The organism is Aeromonas sp. TW 6, from assembly GCF_013168745.1.
GTDB classification, from domain to species: domain Bacteria; phylum Pseudomonadota; class Gammaproteobacteria; order Enterobacterales; family Aeromonadaceae; genus Aeromonas; species Aeromonas caviae.
Window position 1 is genome coordinate 26,777 of the sequence record NZ_JABERS010000026.1, and the last position, 15,942, is coordinate 42,718.

Here is a 15,942-nt window from a genome sequence, read left to right on the forward strand (position 1 = left end):
CTTGCGCCGGGGATCTATCCAGTTTCGGGGCATGGGTCGGGAGCCAAAGAAAACGCCCCGGCTGCGCCTTTCCACAGTTGGGCGCTGCTTTGCGGCTACCCGATCCGCCACAGTTCTCAAACTGTGGAGAATACCCCTCATGATCTATACCTTCCTGATCCAGCATTCCCGTACCTGCCGTTTGGCAGACCTACGCCGTATCCGCACCATTACCGCCGTTGCTGACACCGAAGCCCAAGCCCGCGCCGCCCTGGCCGGTTTGCCGTTGGTGTTTGTCAGCCGCCGTCCGACTGGGAGGGCCGCCGCATGAACCCGACCCACTCCCCCCGACTGGCTGAACTGCTGGCACAACTGGCCGACACCCTTGAACAAACCGACCTATGCCCCGTGGAGCGTGCGCAATACAGCGCTTTGCTTGATGCCCTGCGCATTGAGGCGGGTATCTGTCAGGGGGTGGCAGCATGAGGTATTTCGCATGGGCAAGCAGTACCGAGCAGCCCACCTTTGTTGGCTCCATCAACCCGCACACCGGCAAGCGTTCACAGGCTGGCAGCCTGAGCGCGTTTAGCTGGCGCTCTGATCGAGATCGCTTCATTGAGCAGACCAAGGGGGCCGCTGTTGCTGTCACAGCCAAAGAGGCCCGCGAACTGAAAGCGGGGCTGACTGAACGGGCCTTCAACGAGCTGGTGGCGGTACTGACCGGGGGTGATTTATGAGCGAACGGCGGATAGATGCCCTTCGCCGCCGCATCTGGCGCGAGCTGTACCGGGTACCGATGCGGCTGGCAGTGTTGCGGGTGTTGTTTCAACGGCTGATGAAGGCCCAACGGCCACCCCATCACAATGCAACAGGGGGTTGCGATGAGTGAGATTGACAAGCTGGTGTCGTCGGCGGCGCTGGCCTATCTGGCGGCGCGTGGTAACACGTTCAACCATCTGGGGGTTCAACTGCCGTTGACTGCCGAACTGTTGGCGCTGGCGATTCAAAACAACATCGTGGGCGCTTGCTTGGAACGTGGTGGCGGCAAGCAGGGGCGAGAGGATGCCCTGCTGATGCTGCGCCATATGGTGACTGGGGGCGAGCTAACGCCACTGGGCCGCCTGATGCTGGACGAGATGAACACCCTCTTCTGTGCCGAGGTGCGGGAGATGATTGATAGGGGCGATGATCCCGGAATAGTGCTGGCACAGGAGCGTGAGCAACGACTGGGGGCGGCACAATGACAATGAGCATGACAACCAAGGGGGCCGCGAGCCCCCGATTTGTAAGTGATGTGGCCGCCGCTGCCTGTGGTCACTGGCCCGAGCTGCTCGCTGCTGTCGGTATCGACATACCACGCCGTGGCAAGCATGGCCCCTGTCCTTTCTGTGGCGGGAGCGACCGATTCCGGCTTGATGACAAGGGCGGGCGCGGCACTTGGATTTGCAACCAGTGCGGCAGCGGGGACGGCCTGGATCTGCTCGCACGGGTAACTGGCAAGAGCACCAAGGAGGCTGCCGAGCTGATCGCCCCGCTGGTGGGTTTGTCTGCCGGTGGGCTTGACCCTGTAGAGCGGGAGCGTATCCACCAGCAGCAACAGGCCAGAGCAGAGCAAGAACGCAAACAGGATGAGCAACAGCGCCAGAAGGCTGCCCGCCGTGCCGCTGCCATCGCGGGTGATGTGGCCCAAGGGGTGAGCCCATATCTCACGGCCAAGGGCTTGGAGTGGCCGCAGGCGACGATTAACCGCACCTTGATCCGCGAGGGGGGCGAGAACTACCCAGCCGGTAGTCTGGTTATCCCGCTGACCAATGAGGCGGGCGAGCTGGTGAACGTTCAGCTTATCCGGGCTGACGGCAGCAAGCGTTATCTGGCTGGTGGGCAGAAGGCCGGGGCTTTCCACCGCATCGGGGGCGGGGCGTTTGTGGCCGTAGTGGAAGGTTATGCCACCGGGCTATCGGTTCACCTCGCCACGGGGGCGACCGTCTATTGCGCCATGGATTGCGGCAACTTGGCGGCGGTGGCCCAGATTGCCCGCCGCCAGCACCCAAAGGCCCGGATCCTGCTGTGTGGCGACAATGACGCACACACCCAAGGCAACCCCGGCAAGACCAAGGCCGAGCAAGCAGCCGCTGCCATAGGCGGGCTGATAGCTTTGCCACCGATTGCCGGAGATTGGAACGACCACCACCGAGCCCGCGGATTGACCGCAACCAAAGAGGCCATCATGCAAGGCGAAATCACCCAACAAGACCAAGACGCCCACCAGAGGGAAGGGGCTCCCTGGCAGGCCGAAGTAGTGCCGCTTCACCCGGTTCGCGATGACGAGACAGAGAAGGGGCAGGACATGCCGGAGGGGTTCGAGATCCGGGGGGAGCGGTTGTACGCACTGGTAACGCTGGGGCGCGGCGAGGATGCGCACTCGGAGTGGATCCCCATATCTAGCCCGGTGCGGGTACAGGCTGAAACCAGTGACGAACACGGGCGAGGCTATGGCCGCCTGCTGGAGTGGCAGGACAGTGCCGGACGTGTGCGCCGTTGGGCCATGCCTGTTCGCTCCCTGGCGCTGCGCAATGGCGAAGAGGTGTTTGCCGCCCTGCTGGATGCGGGCTTGCCGTTCATCGAGCTGGGCCACAAGCGCAAGCTGGCCGCTTACCTGATGGCCTGTCAGCCCGAACGGCGGATCACCTGTGTGGAGCGAACCGGCTGGCATGGGCGGACCTATGTACTGCCTCAAGGGTCAATGGGGCCTGACGCTGATGGGGTGATCCTGCAAACGGCGGGCTATGCGGCCAACGACTTTACCGAGCGGGGCAGCCTGAGCGAATGGCAACAGGGGGTTGCAGGGCTGGCGGTGGGCAATAGCCGCCTCTGCTTTGCCTTGTCGCTCGCCTTTGCGGCTCCCTTGCTCTCCTTGGTAGGCATGGAGGGCGGTGGCTTTCACCTCAAGGGCGAGAGCACGGACGGCAAGACCACCATCATGAAGGCCGCCGCCAGCGTCTACGGCAACCCAGATCGCTATAGCCAGACATGGCGAGCCACCGGCAACAGCATCGAGGGGCTCGCCAGTCGGCGCAATGACGCCCTGCTCTGCCTGGACGAGCTGGGGGAGCTGGACGGGCGCGAGGCGGGGCAAGTGGCCTACATGCTGGCGAACGGTCAGGGCAAGGGCCGCAGTAAGCAGGATGGCGAACTGAGGGAGCGCAAGGCGTGGCGGCTGCTGTTCCTGAGCACGGGTGAGCTGAGCCTTGAAGATCACGCCGCCAGCGCGGGCCAGCGCACCCAAGCGGGGATGGAGGTGCGCACCATCCAGATCCCGAGCGACACCGGCCACCATGGGGCGTTCGAGTGGCTTCACGGCATGGAGGGCGGACGCACCTTCGCCGATACACTCAAAGCCAACGCAGAGCGCCAGCACGGCAGCGCCTTCCGAACCTATGTCGAGTCATTGACCGGGGATCTGGAAGCGCACAGCGAGCGGCTGAGGGCCGAGATTAAGCGCATTGCCGCCGAGCTGACCCCGCAGGGAGCAGGTAATCAGGTTGGCCGAGCCATAAACCGGTTCGCGCTGGTGGCCGCTGCCGGTGAACTGGCAACCCGATTAGGGGTAACAGGCTGGCCCGAGGGGGAAGCGATCCGAGCGGTGAGGGTCTGCCTCAAGGCATGGCTGGCCGAGCGGGGCCATCTTGGCAACAAGGAGGACGCTGCAACCTTGGCCCAGATCCGGGCCTTTATGCGGGCTCACCAGTACACCCGCTTTGTGGATGTGAGCGACCCGAACCACCGACCGGCAAATGTGGTTGGTTACAGGCGTAACCCTAGGCATGGTACAGACGATGAACTGGAGTTTTGGGTTGACCCATCGGGATGGGTTGAGATCACCAGCGGACGCGATTCTAAGAAGGCCGCCAAGCTGTCAGCCAAAGCGGGATACCTGCTTGGCGGCGAGGGGCGTTATCAGTTGTTGAGGCGGCTCCCGACCGGAAAGCGGGCACGGGTCTATGTGCTGACCGATCTGGTATTAGCCGATGATGCGGAGGGACAGGAGGACGACTAACGCCCGCCAGAAGGAAGTTGAGGGCTACCGAGTGTGGCCCTTTTCTTTCCAGCCTCATGCGCGCGCACGTAAGGGAAAAACAGTGGTTCCACTGGTTCACTGGTTCCTAGATGGCTCAATCCCTTGCTACATAAGGCCTAGAGCCGGAACCACTGAGTTAAATATGACTGGTTCCGCACTGGTTCCACTGGTTCCTAAATGGGGTCGGAATTAGGTCGGAACCAGTGAATGGGGTCTAGGAACCAGTGGATAACTCACCAGTGGTTCACCAATAAACCCAGCAATGGCGCGGGCTGGCGGGGTGTTGGAACCACTGAACCACCGGAACCACTCTTTTTTCATATATAGAGCGTTACGAGCCGATCAAGATCACACTTTTATTGCAACAGGGGGTTGCCATGTTTCCTTGCAGTATTGCCCTTATGTCCACCGACAAAGAGCGGGCCGAGGCCAAAATAGAGATCCACAACAAACGAGTGAGAGCGCAGACCGCCGAACTGGCAGCGGCCACCGCCGAGGTTATGAGCGCGTTCCCCTCATGCGTGAACGAGCTGGTATTCCACCCGGTCAGACGATGGCGCTTTGATCATGCTTGGCCCACCCAGATGATTGCCGTTGAGATCCACGGCGGGGTTCACTCTGGCGGGCATCATGTCAGTGCCGAGGGCTTCATAAACGACCGACACAAGATGAATGAGGCGCTACTGATGGGATGGCATGTGATTGAGGCCACCACCGATGATGTGCGCAATGGCAAGCTAAAGGAGTGGCTGACAAAGGCGTTTGAGCTGTGGGGCAACCTGAACGCTGAGGGGGCACAATGCGACTGACCAACGAACAACGGGAGCAGGTGATCACCCTGCGCCGTCGCCATTCACTGAAAGAGGTGGCTTCTCTGGCTGGCCTCTCTTTGGGAACGGTGAAGTCCATCATCAGCCGATCGGGGCTGTTCACCGACAACCCGAGACACCGGGCCATGTTCACCCTGCCTCCACTACAAAGCAGCGGAGAGACGCTGCCAGCGGTTCAAGAGCTGCCGCCGCAAGAAGTGGTGACCGGGGATATGGAAATCGACTCCATGCTTTGGCTACGTCAAGTGATAGGGACGGGCGACCCGGTACGCATTGCCCAGGCCAAGGAGGCGGCAGGGCGGATCACCACCCCGCCCGGCGAGCTGGAGCAGCGTTACAGCAAATGGCTGGTGGCTAAGGCGGGTCACATGCTCGCGGGCCTTGGCAGCATCGGCTTTGCCAACCTCGACGGGCTGGCCGAGCGGTCTATTACCAGGCGAGCCAGAGAGGCTGAGGCCATCGGACGGTTCGGGGATGCGCTGTGGGACGACACCCAGGCGGAGGCGTTTTGTCAGGAGGTACTGAGAGGGCTGGAGCGGGACAGTTGGCAACTGCCGCCTGAACAGGTCGCGGGGCGGTTCAAGGCTGTGCCGGAACTGATGCCACACACCCTGAGCGACTGCCTTCATGAGCTGGCCTATTGGAACGAGCTGTACCGGCTGCGCAATGCGTGCGACACCCAAGGCTATTACGAGAACAGCATAGAGGCACACGCCCGAGACTGGTTTGTGTTTGGTCTGCTGGCTGAACTGCGACCGAGAAACAGGGAAGAGGCGCGGGCAACCCTGCGCTACCTGATGGGCAGTGAGCGGGACGACGCCCCCGAGGCAGAGCGGATCCTAGATAACCTGATTGGGTAGCCCGACACGGTTGGTGGTGGAGTTGATGGCTATCCGACCCGCGAGACATTCCCCAAAACAGGGAACCTTTCCCAAAAATGGGGAAGGTACAGCCCTTCGCATGGCGATACCGGGATCCCGGTATTAACCGATCATGTGTCACGGTTTCTCGGACAGTGTCCGGGCAACCATGACAGCAACTCCGCACCCAAATCGGCAGTAAACCGCCACCCCCCTCGCCACTACTGGCCGCAAACTCCGCAGTTAAACCGGCATACGAGCCAGATGAAAACGGGCATTCCCGCTTCTAGGCTCTACGCTGAACCACAACGGCCACGACATAGCTGAACCAGCTACAACCCACCCCCCAGCCGACCAGGGGAACCCCTCTCATCTGGATGGCGTCTTGCTGATCTCCATTCTGCGCAAATTGCGCAATTCATCCAAAAACGAATACCAACTGCGAGCTGCGCAAAACGGTTGCTCATTAGCTGGCAGCCCAAGCAGCACAAGTGATTGCGGTGGATTGAGCTGGTTAGGGAACTGCGCAAAGTGCGCAATCCGAACTGCGCAAAACTGCGCAATCTGCGCAAGGCGAGAAACACAAAGGACAGGGGAAGAAGGCCAGGAGCGAACAACAACGGCTAGAACGCCAAGCCGAGTCAGGCCAAGGAACGAAAAAAAGGCTGTGACATTGGCCGACGCTTCACGGATGGCGACCCTATGCGAGCCCTCACAAGCGCCAAAGTATGGGCTGAAGTATGGGCCAGCACACACCAAGAAAGACAAGCCCGCGACTGGCGCGGGCTTGAGGGGTATATGTGGCGGAGAGACAGGGATTCGAACCCTGGGTGGCATTGCTGCCACAATTGATTTCGAGTCAATCCCGTTCGGCCACTCCGGCATCTCTCCACGGGCACTCATATTGACCCAACCCTAGCCGGGAAATCAATGTAAATCTCGTTGCAGATCAGACGACTGGCGATAAAACCGCCATCCGGCGATCCCGCCCCTCACAACACTAGTGACGTTCACCCGGCAGCGCCTCCTCGCTCACTGTCTCCACCCTGTACCCGGTTCCGGGCGGACGAATACGGCGAGCCTGATGGGCCAGTGACACCCTGTGACGCGCTCGCCACCGCCCTCCCGGCAGTCATGGTGCCGGACTGGTAATCCCCGCGGGATTCGTTGACAATCTCTGCTCATTTTTTGGAAGGGAACCCGTCCCTCGCCCCAGCCGATAGGAACAACCATGCTCAACACTCGTATCGTCTCACTGCTGCTGGCCGCCGCCAGCCTCTGGGCCGCACCTGTCTGGTCCAACACCTATCCCCTGCCGCCAGCGGACAGCCGTCTCATCGGCGCCCTGGAAGATTACATCGTACAGCCTGGCGATCATCTGGAACTGGTCGGCAAGCATACCCGGACAGGCTTTCTGGCACTGCTCGAAGCCAATCCCGGCGTAGACCCCTATCTGCCCACCCCGGGCACCCGGCTCACTCTGCCGACCCAGATGCTGCTGCCCGACGTGCCGCGAGAAGGCATCGTCATCAACCTGCCTGAACTTCGCCTCTACTACTTCCCCAAGGGCAAGCAGGAGGTAATGGTGCTGCCCATCGGGATCGGTGACATCGGCCGCGAGACGCCGGAGATGACCACCACCGTCATCGCGAAAAATCCCAACCCGACCTGGGTGCCCGGCCCCATGGTCCGCAAGTCCTGGCTGGAACAGAAGGGGATCGATCTGCCCGCCGTGGTCCCCCCCGGCCCCGACAACCCCCTCGGCAAGTTCGCCATGCGTCTTGGCTATGGCAACAAGGACTACCTCATCCACGGCACCAACAAGGATTTCGGGGTCGGTCTGCGAGTCAGCGCGGGTTGTATCCGGCTGCGCCCGGATGACATCGAAACCCTGTTTGGTCTTGTTCCCGTCGGCACCCCGGTCCGGGTCATCAACCAGCCGGTCAAGATGGCGGTGGAACCCGACGGTCGTCGCTGGCTGGAGGTACACTCCCCCCTCTCCCGCACCGAAGCGGAGATGGCACAGGGGGCGCCGCTGGTGCTCTCCCCCGAAGCCGAGCAGTTCATCGCCGCACCCGACATCGACAGTGCCCGGGTGACCGCCCTGCTCGAGCGCAAGAGCGGGCTGCCCAAACCCGTGAGCGGCTGAAGGCCTGACCACCATGAACAGAATCAGTCATGTGGTTTGCCTGTTGTTTCTGCTGCCTGGCTCCGCGGCGATGGCGGACATCCTCTGGATGCGCAACGGCGATCGTCTGAGCGGGACCATAGAGGAGATCACGGACGAGCAGATCCGTATCAAGCCCGCCTACAGCCAGGCCATGACGGTCCCGCGCCACGCCATCAAGCGCTGGCGTCTGGACAAGCAGGAGAAACCCAAGCCGCTCACCAAGACGGGGATCCCCCTGCTGGACTCTCCTGACGAGGCCAATGCCTGGCTGCTGACGGGGAACGGGGATCTCAACATCAAGCTCAAGGAGAACACCAAGAAGACCAACAACGTCAATCTCAAGGTCTCCACCGAGTTTGCCAATCTGGACTGGCGTTACAGCCTGGATGGCGAGTACATCTACGAAACGGCGAACAACATCACCGACAGCCACGAATACAAGCTCAAACCCAAGCTCGACTTCTTCTTCGACGATCACTGGTTCCTGCGCTCTTCCGTCGACATCGATTACAACATGATCGAGGCAGGCTATCTGGAGATTGACTATGCTTCCGGCCCCGGCTACCGCTTCTGGAATGACAGGCAACGCCGGCTGGAGCTCATTACACAGCTCGGTCTGGAACGGGCCTATTTCAGGCCGGAGGTGTGGAGCAATTCCGACCTGTTTGACGACAGGATCATCAATTATCCCTTCGTCAGCCTGGGGTGGGACTACCGGCAGCCCTGGACCCTCTGGGAAGAAAAATTCGAGCTGTTTGGCAAGGGCAGTTATGAAAAATTCGTCGATCAACCCTCCCCCTACCTGACCAGAAAGCAGTCCGTCAGCGGCAGCCTGGGCCTCAGGTACTATTTCAACGATCACCTGCGCCTCTCCTGGTCAAGCGAACTGGATTGGGACGATGCCTGGCTCGACTACCACGGCCTGCACAGGGATGTGAGCGAGAAGGAGTGGCGTCACCTCATCACCCTGGGAGCGAGTTTCTGACCCGCCAGAAACGACACAGGCCCACCGAAGTGGGCCTGTGTTCATGGACGCAAGACGAGCGCGTCAGAAATAGATCCGGGTGACCGACTCGATGACGCAGCCAGGGCGGCGGATCCCCTCGATCTCTATCTTGATTTCCTTGAGGAGCTCGATGCCCCCCTTGATGGGCGTGACACGCGACAGCTTGGTACGGGCGCGGATATTGCTGTCCACCTTGATGGGGTAAGGGAAGCGGACCTGCTCCAGGCCGAAATTCACCACCATGCGAGCTGTCGGGAACTCCGGCGTGCTCTCGTCCACCGAACCGGTCAACTGGGGCAGCAGGGCCAGAGTCAGGAAGCCGTGGGCAATGGTGGTCTTGAAAGGAGACTCGGCTGCCGCACGCTCGGGATCGGTGTGGATCCACTGATGATCGCCGGTCACGGTCGCGAACTGGTTGATCAACGCCTGGGTGACCTGCAACCACTCGCCCACATGGGTCTCTTCACCGATGCGGGTCTGCAACTCGGCATAGAGTGCCGCCGCTTCGCCTTCGAGCTCCACCACGGGATCCTGCGCCAGGGCAGGCTGGCCATTCGCTACCTGGGTGACTCTGGCAGCCTCTTGCTGGCGGGCATCCTGGGACTCCCCCTGCAGATCCAGCACTCTTCCCAGCAAGGGGTGAAGGTGTGCCTTTTGCTGAAACTCACGCCAGTAGTCGCGGATCGCCGGAGAGAGCCAATCCTTGAGCTCAAAGGGGTGTTGCGCCAGAATTTCGCGCTTGTGCTTCAGAAAATCGACAACTTTCATTTACCGATCCCTATTCGATTCAAAGCCTGTAAAGAGGTCTAACCAGTCCTATTTTATGAAAGTTTCATCAGCAAGTACAAAAAAATCTCGGCGTACACCTGTACCAGGCGCGAAAGTGGTCACTAACATGCGAGCAAACACGGGCAGGAAAACGATTGAATGTAAGGCTGCAAACGAATCAACATCTGAGCTGAAAAAGAGACGGGGCCCGTGTCGCCACTGAGCCCCGTCCTCGATCATCTCCCCTGGGCGGTCCACCAGCTCTTGCGCTGCTCATCGTCCAGGAAACTCCAGGCGAGGATCCGGCTCACCTTGTTGCCTTGCGCCATGTCGAGCACGCGAACCTCCCGCGCCCCCACCCGAGCCAGCGCCTTTCGTGCGGCAGGCAGATTTTCCTTTTTCGACACCAGCGAGCTGAACCAGAGGCATTGGCTGGCAAACTCCTTGCTCTGCTCTATCATGGCCGCCAGAAACGCCGCCTCGCCCCCCTCGCACCAGAGCTCAGCCTTCTGACCGCCGAAATTGAGCACGGGCGCCCCGGCCACTGCCTGGCCCTTGCCCAGGTTGCGCAGCTTGCGCTCCGTCCCCTTGCTCGCTTCCGCCAGAGAAGCATGAAACGGCGGGTTGCACAGAGTCAGGGCAAAGTGCTCCTTCGGCCCCAGGATCCCGCGAAAGACATGCTTGGGGTTACCCTGATGACGGCATGTGATCTGGTTGCCCAATCCATTGCTGGTGGCCAGCAGGGTTGCCGCCTTCACCGACACAGGATCGATGTCTGAGCCCACGAAGCGCCAGCCATACTCCCGGGCGCCCAGCAAGGGATAGATGCAGTTGGCCCCGACACCGACATCCAGCACTCGAACCTGCTTGCCCGTCGGTACGCATCCCGCGCTCTCCGCCAGCAGATCCGCGACGCGGTGCAGATAATCGACCCGCCCCGGGATGGGCGGGCAGAGGTAGCCAGGCGGCAGATCCCAGTGTTCGATGCCATAGTGCAGCGCCAGCAGCGCCCGGTTGAGCGCCTTGACGGCGGCCGGATCGGCGAAATCCAGGGTCCGGGTGCCGTGCTCGTTGACGAACACGAAAGGCGACAGCGCCGGGGTACGCAGGCAGAGCGCGTCAAAGTCGTAGGGGGCCTGATGGCGATTGCGCGGGTGCAATCCGGTTTTCTGCTGGGGTGTCATGCTGGACCTGCCGAGGATCAAGGGGGCCACACTATAGAGAGTCGGCCAGGGAAAGTCTAAAAGAGGGCCATAAAAAAACCGGACCCTGAGGGTCCGGTTCAAGTGAGGTTGGAAAAACAGTCCGTACTGCGAGCCGTTTGTCCAGCCTGACTCAGATATCGATCCGGCGTGCCTGCCAGAACTTGTTGCGCCAATACACATTGTCGAGCTTGGAGCGCGTGACGCCGGCACGGAAGGAGACATGGATGAATTCACCGTTGCCGACATAGATGCCGACATGGTTCAGACGCGGGTTGATCTTGAAGAAGACCAGGTCCCCCTCGACCAGATCCTGCTTGGAGACGCGAGAGCCTTCGTGGACCTGGGAGCGGGTATCGCGGGGCAATTCGATGCCGATGGCATTGCGGAACACTTCACGGGTAAACGCCGAGCAATCGATACCTCGTTCTGTGGTACCGCCATAACGATAGGGGGTACCACGCCACTCTTTGTATACGGTCAGGATTTCGTTGACATCCGGGGTAGGCGAAACTTCGGGTTCAATCACGGGTTCCATCATGGAAACCTCGATCTTGCTCGCGACCTCGGGTTGGGGTGCCGAAGCACAACCTACCATTCCGAGCGCGACCAGCAGTAGCATCAGGTGGCGCAATCCTTTATCCCCGCAAAAAAGAGTGAAACTTGTTAAAATGCAGCCCGACAGGGCAATTTATAAGGCAACAGCACCCGACTATATCCAAGAATTCTATCGAGGCAAGCGAAAATCCCAATCGAACTCACATTTTTGCAAGGAAATGCTCTGTTTAGCGCAATTTATGTGATCATGGCCAAACAATATACAATCTTGAAAGCATCGGTTTCGGCCTCTCCAAACGGATTGTTATCGCTACTTCGACCCCATTTTTAAGTGAAATATTATGCTTTCTGCGGATCTCTATTTGTTAAATACCGCGCTCGTCGATACTGAACAGCTGATCGGGCTGTCATCCGGGCTCTCCCCGGAGGAATACCGCCACTGGCACGAGATCCGCCAACCCGGCCGCCAGCGCGAGTATCTGCTGGGACGCGTGTTGCTTCGCCGCCTGCTGGCCGAACGCCTCCACTGCCCTGCCGGCTCTCTGGCCTTTCACATCGGCGAGCATGGCAAGCCGATGCTGTGCAACCACCACTGGCAGTTCAACCTCAGCCACAGCGGTGACTGGTTGGTGCTCGCCCTCTGTCGGGAGGGTCCCCTCGGCGTGGATATCGAAATGGGCCTGCGCCGCCGCCCCATACTGCCCCTGGCAGAGCGTTTCTATGCCCCCGGGGAATACCTGTGGCTGCGCACCCTGCCAGTGCAGGAGCAGGACTCGGCCTTCTATCGGCTGTGGTCGCGCAAGGAGGCGGTGCTCAAGGCCCACGGCGCCGGCATCGCCGCCGGGCTGGAGAAGGTCTGCTTCTTGCCGGAGCAAGGGTGGCGGCTGGAGAACCTGCTCGATACCCGCATCTATGAAGTGAGCGATTGGCCCATTGGCAGAGGATGGCTCAGCCTCGCCGCCCCGACCCGCCAGGTCGATGCCTATCTGCTGGACGGGAGCTTGAAATCCACTCCGCTGGACCCCATGTTGATCCACACCATTTTCCGAGAGTCAGCCTCATGATCGTCGACATCACTCCCCAGAATTTTCACGCCGAACTGATCGATGCATCCCTGAAAAAGCCGGTCGTCATCTACTTCCACGCCCCGCAGATGCCGGAGTGTCAGGCCATGACCCCCCTGGTGGAAGCCCTGGTTGGTCAGGCCAATCCTGGCGTCACCTTGGCCAAAGTCGATATGAACGATCCCCAGCTGCAGCCGCTGGCGAGCCAGCTGGCCCTGCGCGCGTTACCCGCCCTGGTGCTGTTCCATCAGGGTCGTCCGGACGAGCAGGCCATCCTGGAAGGCCCGCAGGATGAAGCGACCCTGCGCCAGTATTTCGCTGCTTTCGCCCCCAAGGAAGAAGAGCTGCTGCTGGAGCAGGCCAAGCAGGCACTGGCCGCAGAGCAGGCCGATGTGGCGCACGCCCACCTGAGCAAGGCCCATCGCCTCGCCGCCGAGCGTCACGACATCAGCCTCTGGCTGGCACAGGCGGCCCTGGATCTGAACCTGCTGGACGAGGCGCAAGCCCTGCTCGCCGCCATCCCCATGGTGGCACAGGACGATCACTATCAGACCCTGAGCTCTCGCCTCTCGCTGGCGCTGCAGGCCAGTGACAGCCCTGAACTGCGCGCCCTGGAGCTGCGTCACGCCGAACAGCCGGCAGATGACGCCCTCGCCCAGGAGCTGGCGGTACTCTACAGCCAGGTCGGTCGACAGGAAGAGGCTCTGGCCTTGCTGTTCACCATTCTCAAGCGGGATCTGGCCTTTGGAGATGCCAAGAAGATCTATCTCGATGTGCTGGCCACCATGGGCGCACATCCGGCAGCGCAGAATTACCGCCGCAAGCTCTACAGCCTGCTTTATTGATCGAAGAGATATTCAGGACGGGGAATGCCGATCGGTCGGCATTGCCTTGTTCAGGCGGGAGTCAAACTCGGAGAATTGCCAGATTTCAGGCAAAAAAAAATGGCGCATTAAAATGCGCCATTTTTTCGCATGGATTACTTCTTGTAGGAAGTAGCCATGTTGTCGATGCGCTGGTTAGCACGCATAGCTTCTTGCTTGGCTTCTGCAACATCAGCAGCGATCTTGGACTGATCAGCACGAACAGCGCTAACATCTTGAGCCAGTTGGTCAACTTTGTTAGACAGATTCTGAACGGAAGTTTCCAGTTCGCTGGTGTTTGCACAACCGCCCAGCAGAGCGGACAGACCAACAACACCTACCAACAACATTTTTTTCATTTTTAAAAGCTCCCTTTAACTCGCCAGACGTTTAGCAAGCGGCGTGATTATGGCACAAAAAAATCATACTTTGGATAGGCCCCATCACAGATAAATGCGTTAAAACCCTCATTTTTTTTTAGTTGCACACTTTCCGTACAAACTTTAAGCAAAAATGAGTGTCCCTGGATGAGGTTCGCACAAAGCGTAACCAAAATTTGGGCTTATTACAATTTCGTATGAGGCTCAGGCTGAACGTTCTGACAGCAATTGACGATATTGCACCAGATCTTCGATGGTCAGGACCGGCATCCGGTGCTGGCGACCGAAGGCCACCAGGTCCGGCAACCTGGCCATGGAGCCATCCTCCCTGGTCAGCTCGCACAGCACGCCGTAAGGTTTGAGCCCGGCGAGCTGCATCAGATCGACCGTGGCTTCGGTGTGACCGCGACGGGTCAGCACGCCCCCGGTACGGGCACGCAGCGGGAAGACATGGCCGGGGCGATGCAGGTCGGACGGTCTGGCCCCGTCGGCGATGGCGGCACGTATGGTGGTGATGCGATCGGCGGCGGACACCCCGGTGGTCACCCCCTGCGCCGCTTCGATGGTCACGGTGAAGGCGGTCTGGTAGTGGCTGGAGTTGGCCTCCACCATCATCGGCAGCTCGAGCTGGCGAACCCGCTCGTCGGTCAGGCAGAGGCAGACGATGCCGGAACACTCGCGGATCATCATGGCCATCTGTTCATTGGTCATGGATTCTGCGGCGAAGATGAGGTCACCCTCATTCTCACGATCTTCATCGTCGGCCACCAGCACACCCTGGCCGGCACGCAGTGCGGCCAGCGCGGCCTCGACGCGAGCAATGGGATCACCGAATTCACTGAGCAGAGACTGATTCATGGTAAGACTCCTAAAAAAGACAAGGACCAGAATCAGGGCATGGAAAGGTAGACAGAGATAGGCATGCAGCGGCCGGCCCACAGGGGGCTTGCCAGCAATATCTGTCTTATCCTCTTTCATCCGGACTGTGACCGTCGGCTCCGGCATCTCACCGGATCTGCTGACCCCGCCCGGTCAAACCGGGTCGGGCGCTCGCGGGCTCCCCGAGTCATATCGGGATACCGCCGGTGGGGAATTTCACCCCGCCCTGAGAATAAGCGCAGACAGCCTAAAGAAAATCGCCGCAGGATGCCAGTCCAAAACCCATCAACGACAAACGCTTGCCCTCGGCGGCCCGCCTCCGCCAGCCGGTCACGCCGATGCACGGCACGCTGTCTTTTCTGATTTTGTTTGTGGCATAGTGCCAAAAAAACGTGCTGCCCGCGCAGACTGGGCGCCAACAACACCAACGGAATCATGACAGAGATGGAAAAGAAAATACTGCTGACCGATTGCCCCGACGCCAAGGGTCTCATCGCCAAGATCACCAACATCTGCTACAAGCACCAGCTCAACATCAACAAGAACGACGAGTTCGTGGATCACGAAAACGGCCGCTTCTTCATGCGCACCGAGCTGGAAGGGCGCTTCAACGACGAGACCCTGCTGGCCGACCTCGATGATGCCCTGCCTGCCGGCGCCCAACGTCGCCTCGTCAAGGCGGGCAAGAAGCGCATCGTCATCCTGGTGACCAAGGAGACTCACTGCCTCGGCGACATCCTGATGAAAAACTATGCCGGCGCCCTGGACATGGACATCGTCGCTGTCATCGGCAACTACGACACCCTCGCCGAGCTGACCGGCAAGTTCGACATCCCCTTCCACTGCGTGAGCCACGAGGATCTCAGCCGCACCGAGCATGAGGAGCAAGTGCGCACGCTCATCGATGGCTACCAGCCGGATTACGTCATCCTGGCCAAATACATGCGTGTGCTGACCCCAAGCTTCGTGGAAGCCTATCCGCGCAAGATCATCAATATCCACCACTCCTTCCTGCCTGCCTTCATCGGCGCCCGCCCCTATCGTCAGGCCTTCGACCGCGGGGTCAAGCTGATTGGTGCCACCGCCCACTTCGTCACCGACGATCTGGATGAAGGCCCCATCGTCGAGCAGGACGTGATCCACGTCGATCACACCTTCAGTGCCGATGACATGGCCAAGGCCGGACGCGACGTGGAGAAATCCGTGCTGAGCCGGGCGCTGGAACTGGTGCTGAACGAGCGGGTCTTCGTCTACGGCAACAAGACCGTCGTGTTCAAATAAGCGGCTGCGCGCCCCCAGAAAAAA

General features: G+C 60.2%; 17 protein-coding genes, 1 tRNA gene and 1 riboswitch. Of the genes, 12 read left to right on the forward strand and 6 right to left on the reverse strand.

Going from position 1 to position 15,942, the window contains the following annotated elements; genetic code table 11:
- The first annotated feature begins 139 nt into the window (after positions 1 to 139).
- The 7 genes from HKD46_RS13645 (at position 140) to HKD46_RS13675 (ending at position 5,747) form a co-directional block, all read left to right on the forward strand.
- On the forward strand, positions 140 to 310 hold the full coding sequence (locus tag HKD46_RS13645; RefSeq protein ID WP_223915327.1) for a host cell division inhibitor Icd-like protein: 171 nt from the start codon (positions 140 to 142) through the stop codon (positions 308 to 310).
- Complete coding sequence (locus tag HKD46_RS13650) at positions 307 to 465, forward strand: hypothetical protein (RefSeq protein ID WP_171280263.1); 159 nt, start codon at positions 307 to 309, stop codon at positions 463 to 465. Before HKD46_RS13645 ends, HKD46_RS13650 begins: the two co-directional genes overlap by 4 nt.
- A complete protein-coding gene (locus HKD46_RS13655) occupies positions 462 to 716 on the forward strand; it encodes a hypothetical protein (protein WP_053288226.1) in 255 nt (84 codons plus the stop codon). The genes HKD46_RS13650 and HKD46_RS13655 overlap by 4 nt, the downstream gene beginning before the upstream one ends.
- Positions 717 to 860: 144 nt before the next feature.
- On the forward strand, positions 861 to 1,223 hold the full coding sequence (locus HKD46_RS13660) for a hypothetical protein (protein WP_053288453.1): 363 nt from the start codon (positions 861 to 863) through the stop codon (positions 1,221 to 1,223).
- 2 nt (positions 1,224 to 1,225) lie between these two features.
- Positions 1,226 to 4,036, forward strand: a complete 2,811-nt coding sequence (locus HKD46_RS13665) for a DUF927 domain-containing protein (protein ID WP_053288225.1) — start codon at positions 1,226 to 1,228, stop codon at positions 4,034 to 4,036.
- Between the two features lie 422 nt (positions 4,037 to 4,458).
- The gene (locus tag HKD46_RS13670; protein WP_133280067.1) at positions 4,459 to 4,866 is read left to right on the forward strand and encodes a hypothetical protein; all 408 of its coding nucleotides are present in this window, start codon (positions 4,459 to 4,461) and stop codon (positions 4,864 to 4,866) included.
- Complete coding sequence (locus HKD46_RS13675; RefSeq protein ID WP_081000899.1) at positions 4,857 to 5,747, forward strand: hypothetical protein; 891 nt, start codon at positions 4,857 to 4,859, stop codon at positions 5,745 to 5,747. The genes HKD46_RS13670 and HKD46_RS13675 overlap by 10 nt, the downstream gene beginning before the upstream one ends.
- An 801-nt stretch (positions 5,748 to 6,548) precedes the next feature.
- Here the strand turns inward: HKD46_RS13675 and HKD46_RS13680 are convergent.
- A tRNA-Ser gene (locus HKD46_RS13680) sits at positions 6,549 to 6,638 on the reverse strand.
- A 340-nt stretch (positions 6,639 to 6,978) separates the two neighbouring features.
- Between HKD46_RS13680 and HKD46_RS13685 the strand changes: the two genes are divergently transcribed.
- Entirely contained in the window at positions 6,979 to 7,896 is a 918-nt protein-coding gene (locus HKD46_RS13685; protein WP_042878776.1) for a L,D-transpeptidase family protein, read from the forward strand.
- A 13-nt stretch (positions 7,897 to 7,909) separates the two neighbouring features.
- Positions 7,910 to 8,902, forward strand: a complete 993-nt coding sequence (locus tag HKD46_RS13690; RefSeq protein WP_185219288.1) for a DUF481 domain-containing protein — start codon at positions 7,910 to 7,912, stop codon at positions 8,900 to 8,902.
- A gap of 63 nt (positions 8,903 to 8,965) precedes the next feature.
- Here HKD46_RS13690 and HKD46_RS13695 read toward each other — a convergent pair whose 3' ends face one another.
- The 3 genes from HKD46_RS13695 to HKD46_RS13705 all read right to left on the reverse strand — a co-directional run bounded on the left by HKD46_RS13695 (position 8,966) and on the right by HKD46_RS13705 (position 11,515).
- On the reverse strand, positions 8,966 to 9,691 hold the full coding sequence (locus HKD46_RS13695; protein ID WP_010673529.1) for a MaoC family dehydratase: 726 nt from the start codon (positions 9,689 to 9,691) through the stop codon (positions 8,966 to 8,968).
- A gap of 236 nt (positions 9,692 to 9,927) precedes the next feature.
- Positions 9,928 to 10,875 (reverse strand): 23S rRNA (adenine(1618)-N(6))-methyltransferase RlmF, encoded by a 948-nt coding sequence (gene rlmF, locus HKD46_RS13700; protein ID WP_029313997.1) that lies wholly within the window; start codon positions 10,873 to 10,875, stop codon positions 9,928 to 9,930.
- 151 nt (positions 10,876 to 11,026) lie between these two features.
- The gene (locus HKD46_RS13705; protein WP_010673526.1) at positions 11,027 to 11,515 is read right to left on the reverse strand and encodes a C40 family peptidase; all 489 of its coding nucleotides are present in this window, start codon (positions 11,513 to 11,515) and stop codon (positions 11,027 to 11,029) included.
- Between the two features lie 277 nt (positions 11,516 to 11,792).
- Between HKD46_RS13705 and HKD46_RS13710 the strand changes: the two genes are divergently transcribed.
- Together HKD46_RS13710 and HKD46_RS13715 are read left to right on the forward strand one after the other, a co-directional pair.
- A complete protein-coding gene (locus tag HKD46_RS13710) occupies positions 11,793 to 12,515 on the forward strand; it encodes a 4'-phosphopantetheinyl transferase superfamily protein (protein WP_042878780.1) in 723 nt (240 codons plus the stop codon).
- Positions 12,512 to 13,360 carry a tetratricopeptide repeat protein gene (locus HKD46_RS13715; protein ID WP_042878782.1) on the forward strand — a complete coding sequence of 283 codons (849 nt, stop codon included), beginning with the start codon at positions 12,512 to 12,514 and terminating at the stop codon, positions 13,358 to 13,360. Before HKD46_RS13710 ends, HKD46_RS13715 begins: the two co-directional genes overlap by 4 nt.
- Before the next feature lie 134 nt (positions 13,361 to 13,494).
- Here the strand turns inward: HKD46_RS13715 and HKD46_RS13720 are convergent, their stop codons facing one another.
- Together HKD46_RS13720 and ribB are read right to left on the reverse strand one after the other, a co-directional pair.
- On the reverse strand, positions 13,495 to 13,737 hold the full coding sequence (locus tag HKD46_RS13720) for an Lpp/OprI family alanine-zipper lipoprotein (protein ID WP_010634682.1): 243 nt from the start codon (positions 13,735 to 13,737) through the stop codon (positions 13,495 to 13,497).
- A 225-nt stretch (positions 13,738 to 13,962) separates the two neighbouring features.
- A complete protein-coding gene (ribB, locus tag HKD46_RS13725; protein WP_134696651.1) occupies positions 13,963 to 14,616 on the reverse strand; it encodes a 3,4-dihydroxy-2-butanone-4-phosphate synthase in 654 nt (217 codons plus the stop codon).
- Positions 14,617 to 14,720: 104 nt separating this feature from the next.
- Positions 14,721 to 14,875, reverse strand: a riboswitch (FMN riboswitch).
- A gap of 206 nt (positions 14,876 to 15,081) precedes the next feature.
- Here ribB and purU point away from each other — a divergent pair.
- Entirely contained in the window at positions 15,082 to 15,918 is an 837-nt protein-coding gene (gene purU, locus HKD46_RS13730; RefSeq protein WP_029313992.1) for a formyltetrahydrofolate deformylase, read from the forward strand.
- Positions 15,919 to 15,942: the final 24 nt, after the last annotated feature.

What these genes read in the sequence shown, in the direction of transcription:
- HKD46_RS13645 (WP_223915327.1), top strand. Translation starts at nt 140, where the DNA reads ATGATCTATACCTTCCTGATCCAGCATTCCCGTACCTGCCGTTTGGCA.
- HKD46_RS13650 (WP_171280263.1), top strand. Translation starts at nt 307, where the DNA reads ATGAACCCGACCCACTCCCCCCGACTGGCTGAACTGCTGGCACAACTG.
- HKD46_RS13655 (WP_053288226.1), top strand. Translation starts at nt 462, where the DNA reads ATGAGGTATTTCGCATGGGCAAGCAGTACCGAGCAGCCCACCTTTGTT.
- HKD46_RS13660 (WP_053288453.1), top strand. Translation starts at nt 861, where the DNA reads ATGAGTGAGATTGACAAGCTGGTGTCGTCGGCGGCGCTGGCCTATCTG.
- HKD46_RS13665 (WP_053288225.1), top strand. Translation starts at nt 1,226, where the DNA reads ATGAGCATGACAACCAAGGGGGCCGCGAGCCCCCGATTTGTAAGTGAT.
- HKD46_RS13670 (WP_133280067.1), top strand. Translation starts at nt 4,459, where the DNA reads ATGTCCACCGACAAAGAGCGGGCCGAGGCCAAAATAGAGATCCACAAC.
- HKD46_RS13675 (WP_081000899.1), top strand. Translation starts at nt 4,857, where the DNA reads ATGCGACTGACCAACGAACAACGGGAGCAGGTGATCACCCTGCGCCGT.
- HKD46_RS13685 (WP_042878776.1), top strand. Translation starts at nt 6,979, where the DNA reads ATGCTCAACACTCGTATCGTCTCACTGCTGCTGGCCGCCGCCAGCCTC.
- HKD46_RS13690 (WP_185219288.1), top strand. Translation starts at nt 7,910, where the DNA reads ATGAACAGAATCAGTCATGTGGTTTGCCTGTTGTTTCTGCTGCCTGGC.
- HKD46_RS13695 (WP_010673529.1), bottom strand. Translation starts at nt 9,691, where the DNA reads ATGAAAGTTGTCGATTTTCTGAAGCACAAGCGCGAAATTCTGGCGCAA.
- rlmF (WP_029313997.1), bottom strand. Translation starts at nt 10,875, where the DNA reads ATGACACCCCAGCAGAAAACCGGATTGCACCCGCGCAATCGCCATCAG.
- HKD46_RS13705 (WP_010673526.1), bottom strand. Translation starts at nt 11,515, where the DNA reads ATGCTACTGCTGGTCGCGCTCGGAATGGTAGGTTGTGCTTCGGCACCC.
- HKD46_RS13710 (WP_042878780.1), top strand. Translation starts at nt 11,793, where the DNA reads ATGCTTTCTGCGGATCTCTATTTGTTAAATACCGCGCTCGTCGATACT.
- HKD46_RS13715 (WP_042878782.1), top strand. Translation starts at nt 12,512, where the DNA reads ATGATCGTCGACATCACTCCCCAGAATTTTCACGCCGAACTGATCGAT.
- HKD46_RS13720 (WP_010634682.1), bottom strand. Translation starts at nt 13,737, where the DNA reads ATGAAAAAAATGTTGTTGGTAGGTGTTGTTGGTCTGTCCGCTCTGCTG.
- ribB (WP_134696651.1), bottom strand. Translation starts at nt 14,616, where the DNA reads ATGAATCAGTCTCTGCTCAGTGAATTCGGTGATCCCATTGCTCGCGTC.
- purU (WP_029313992.1), top strand. Translation starts at nt 15,082, where the DNA reads ATGGAAAAGAAAATACTGCTGACCGATTGCCCCGACGCCAAGGGTCTC.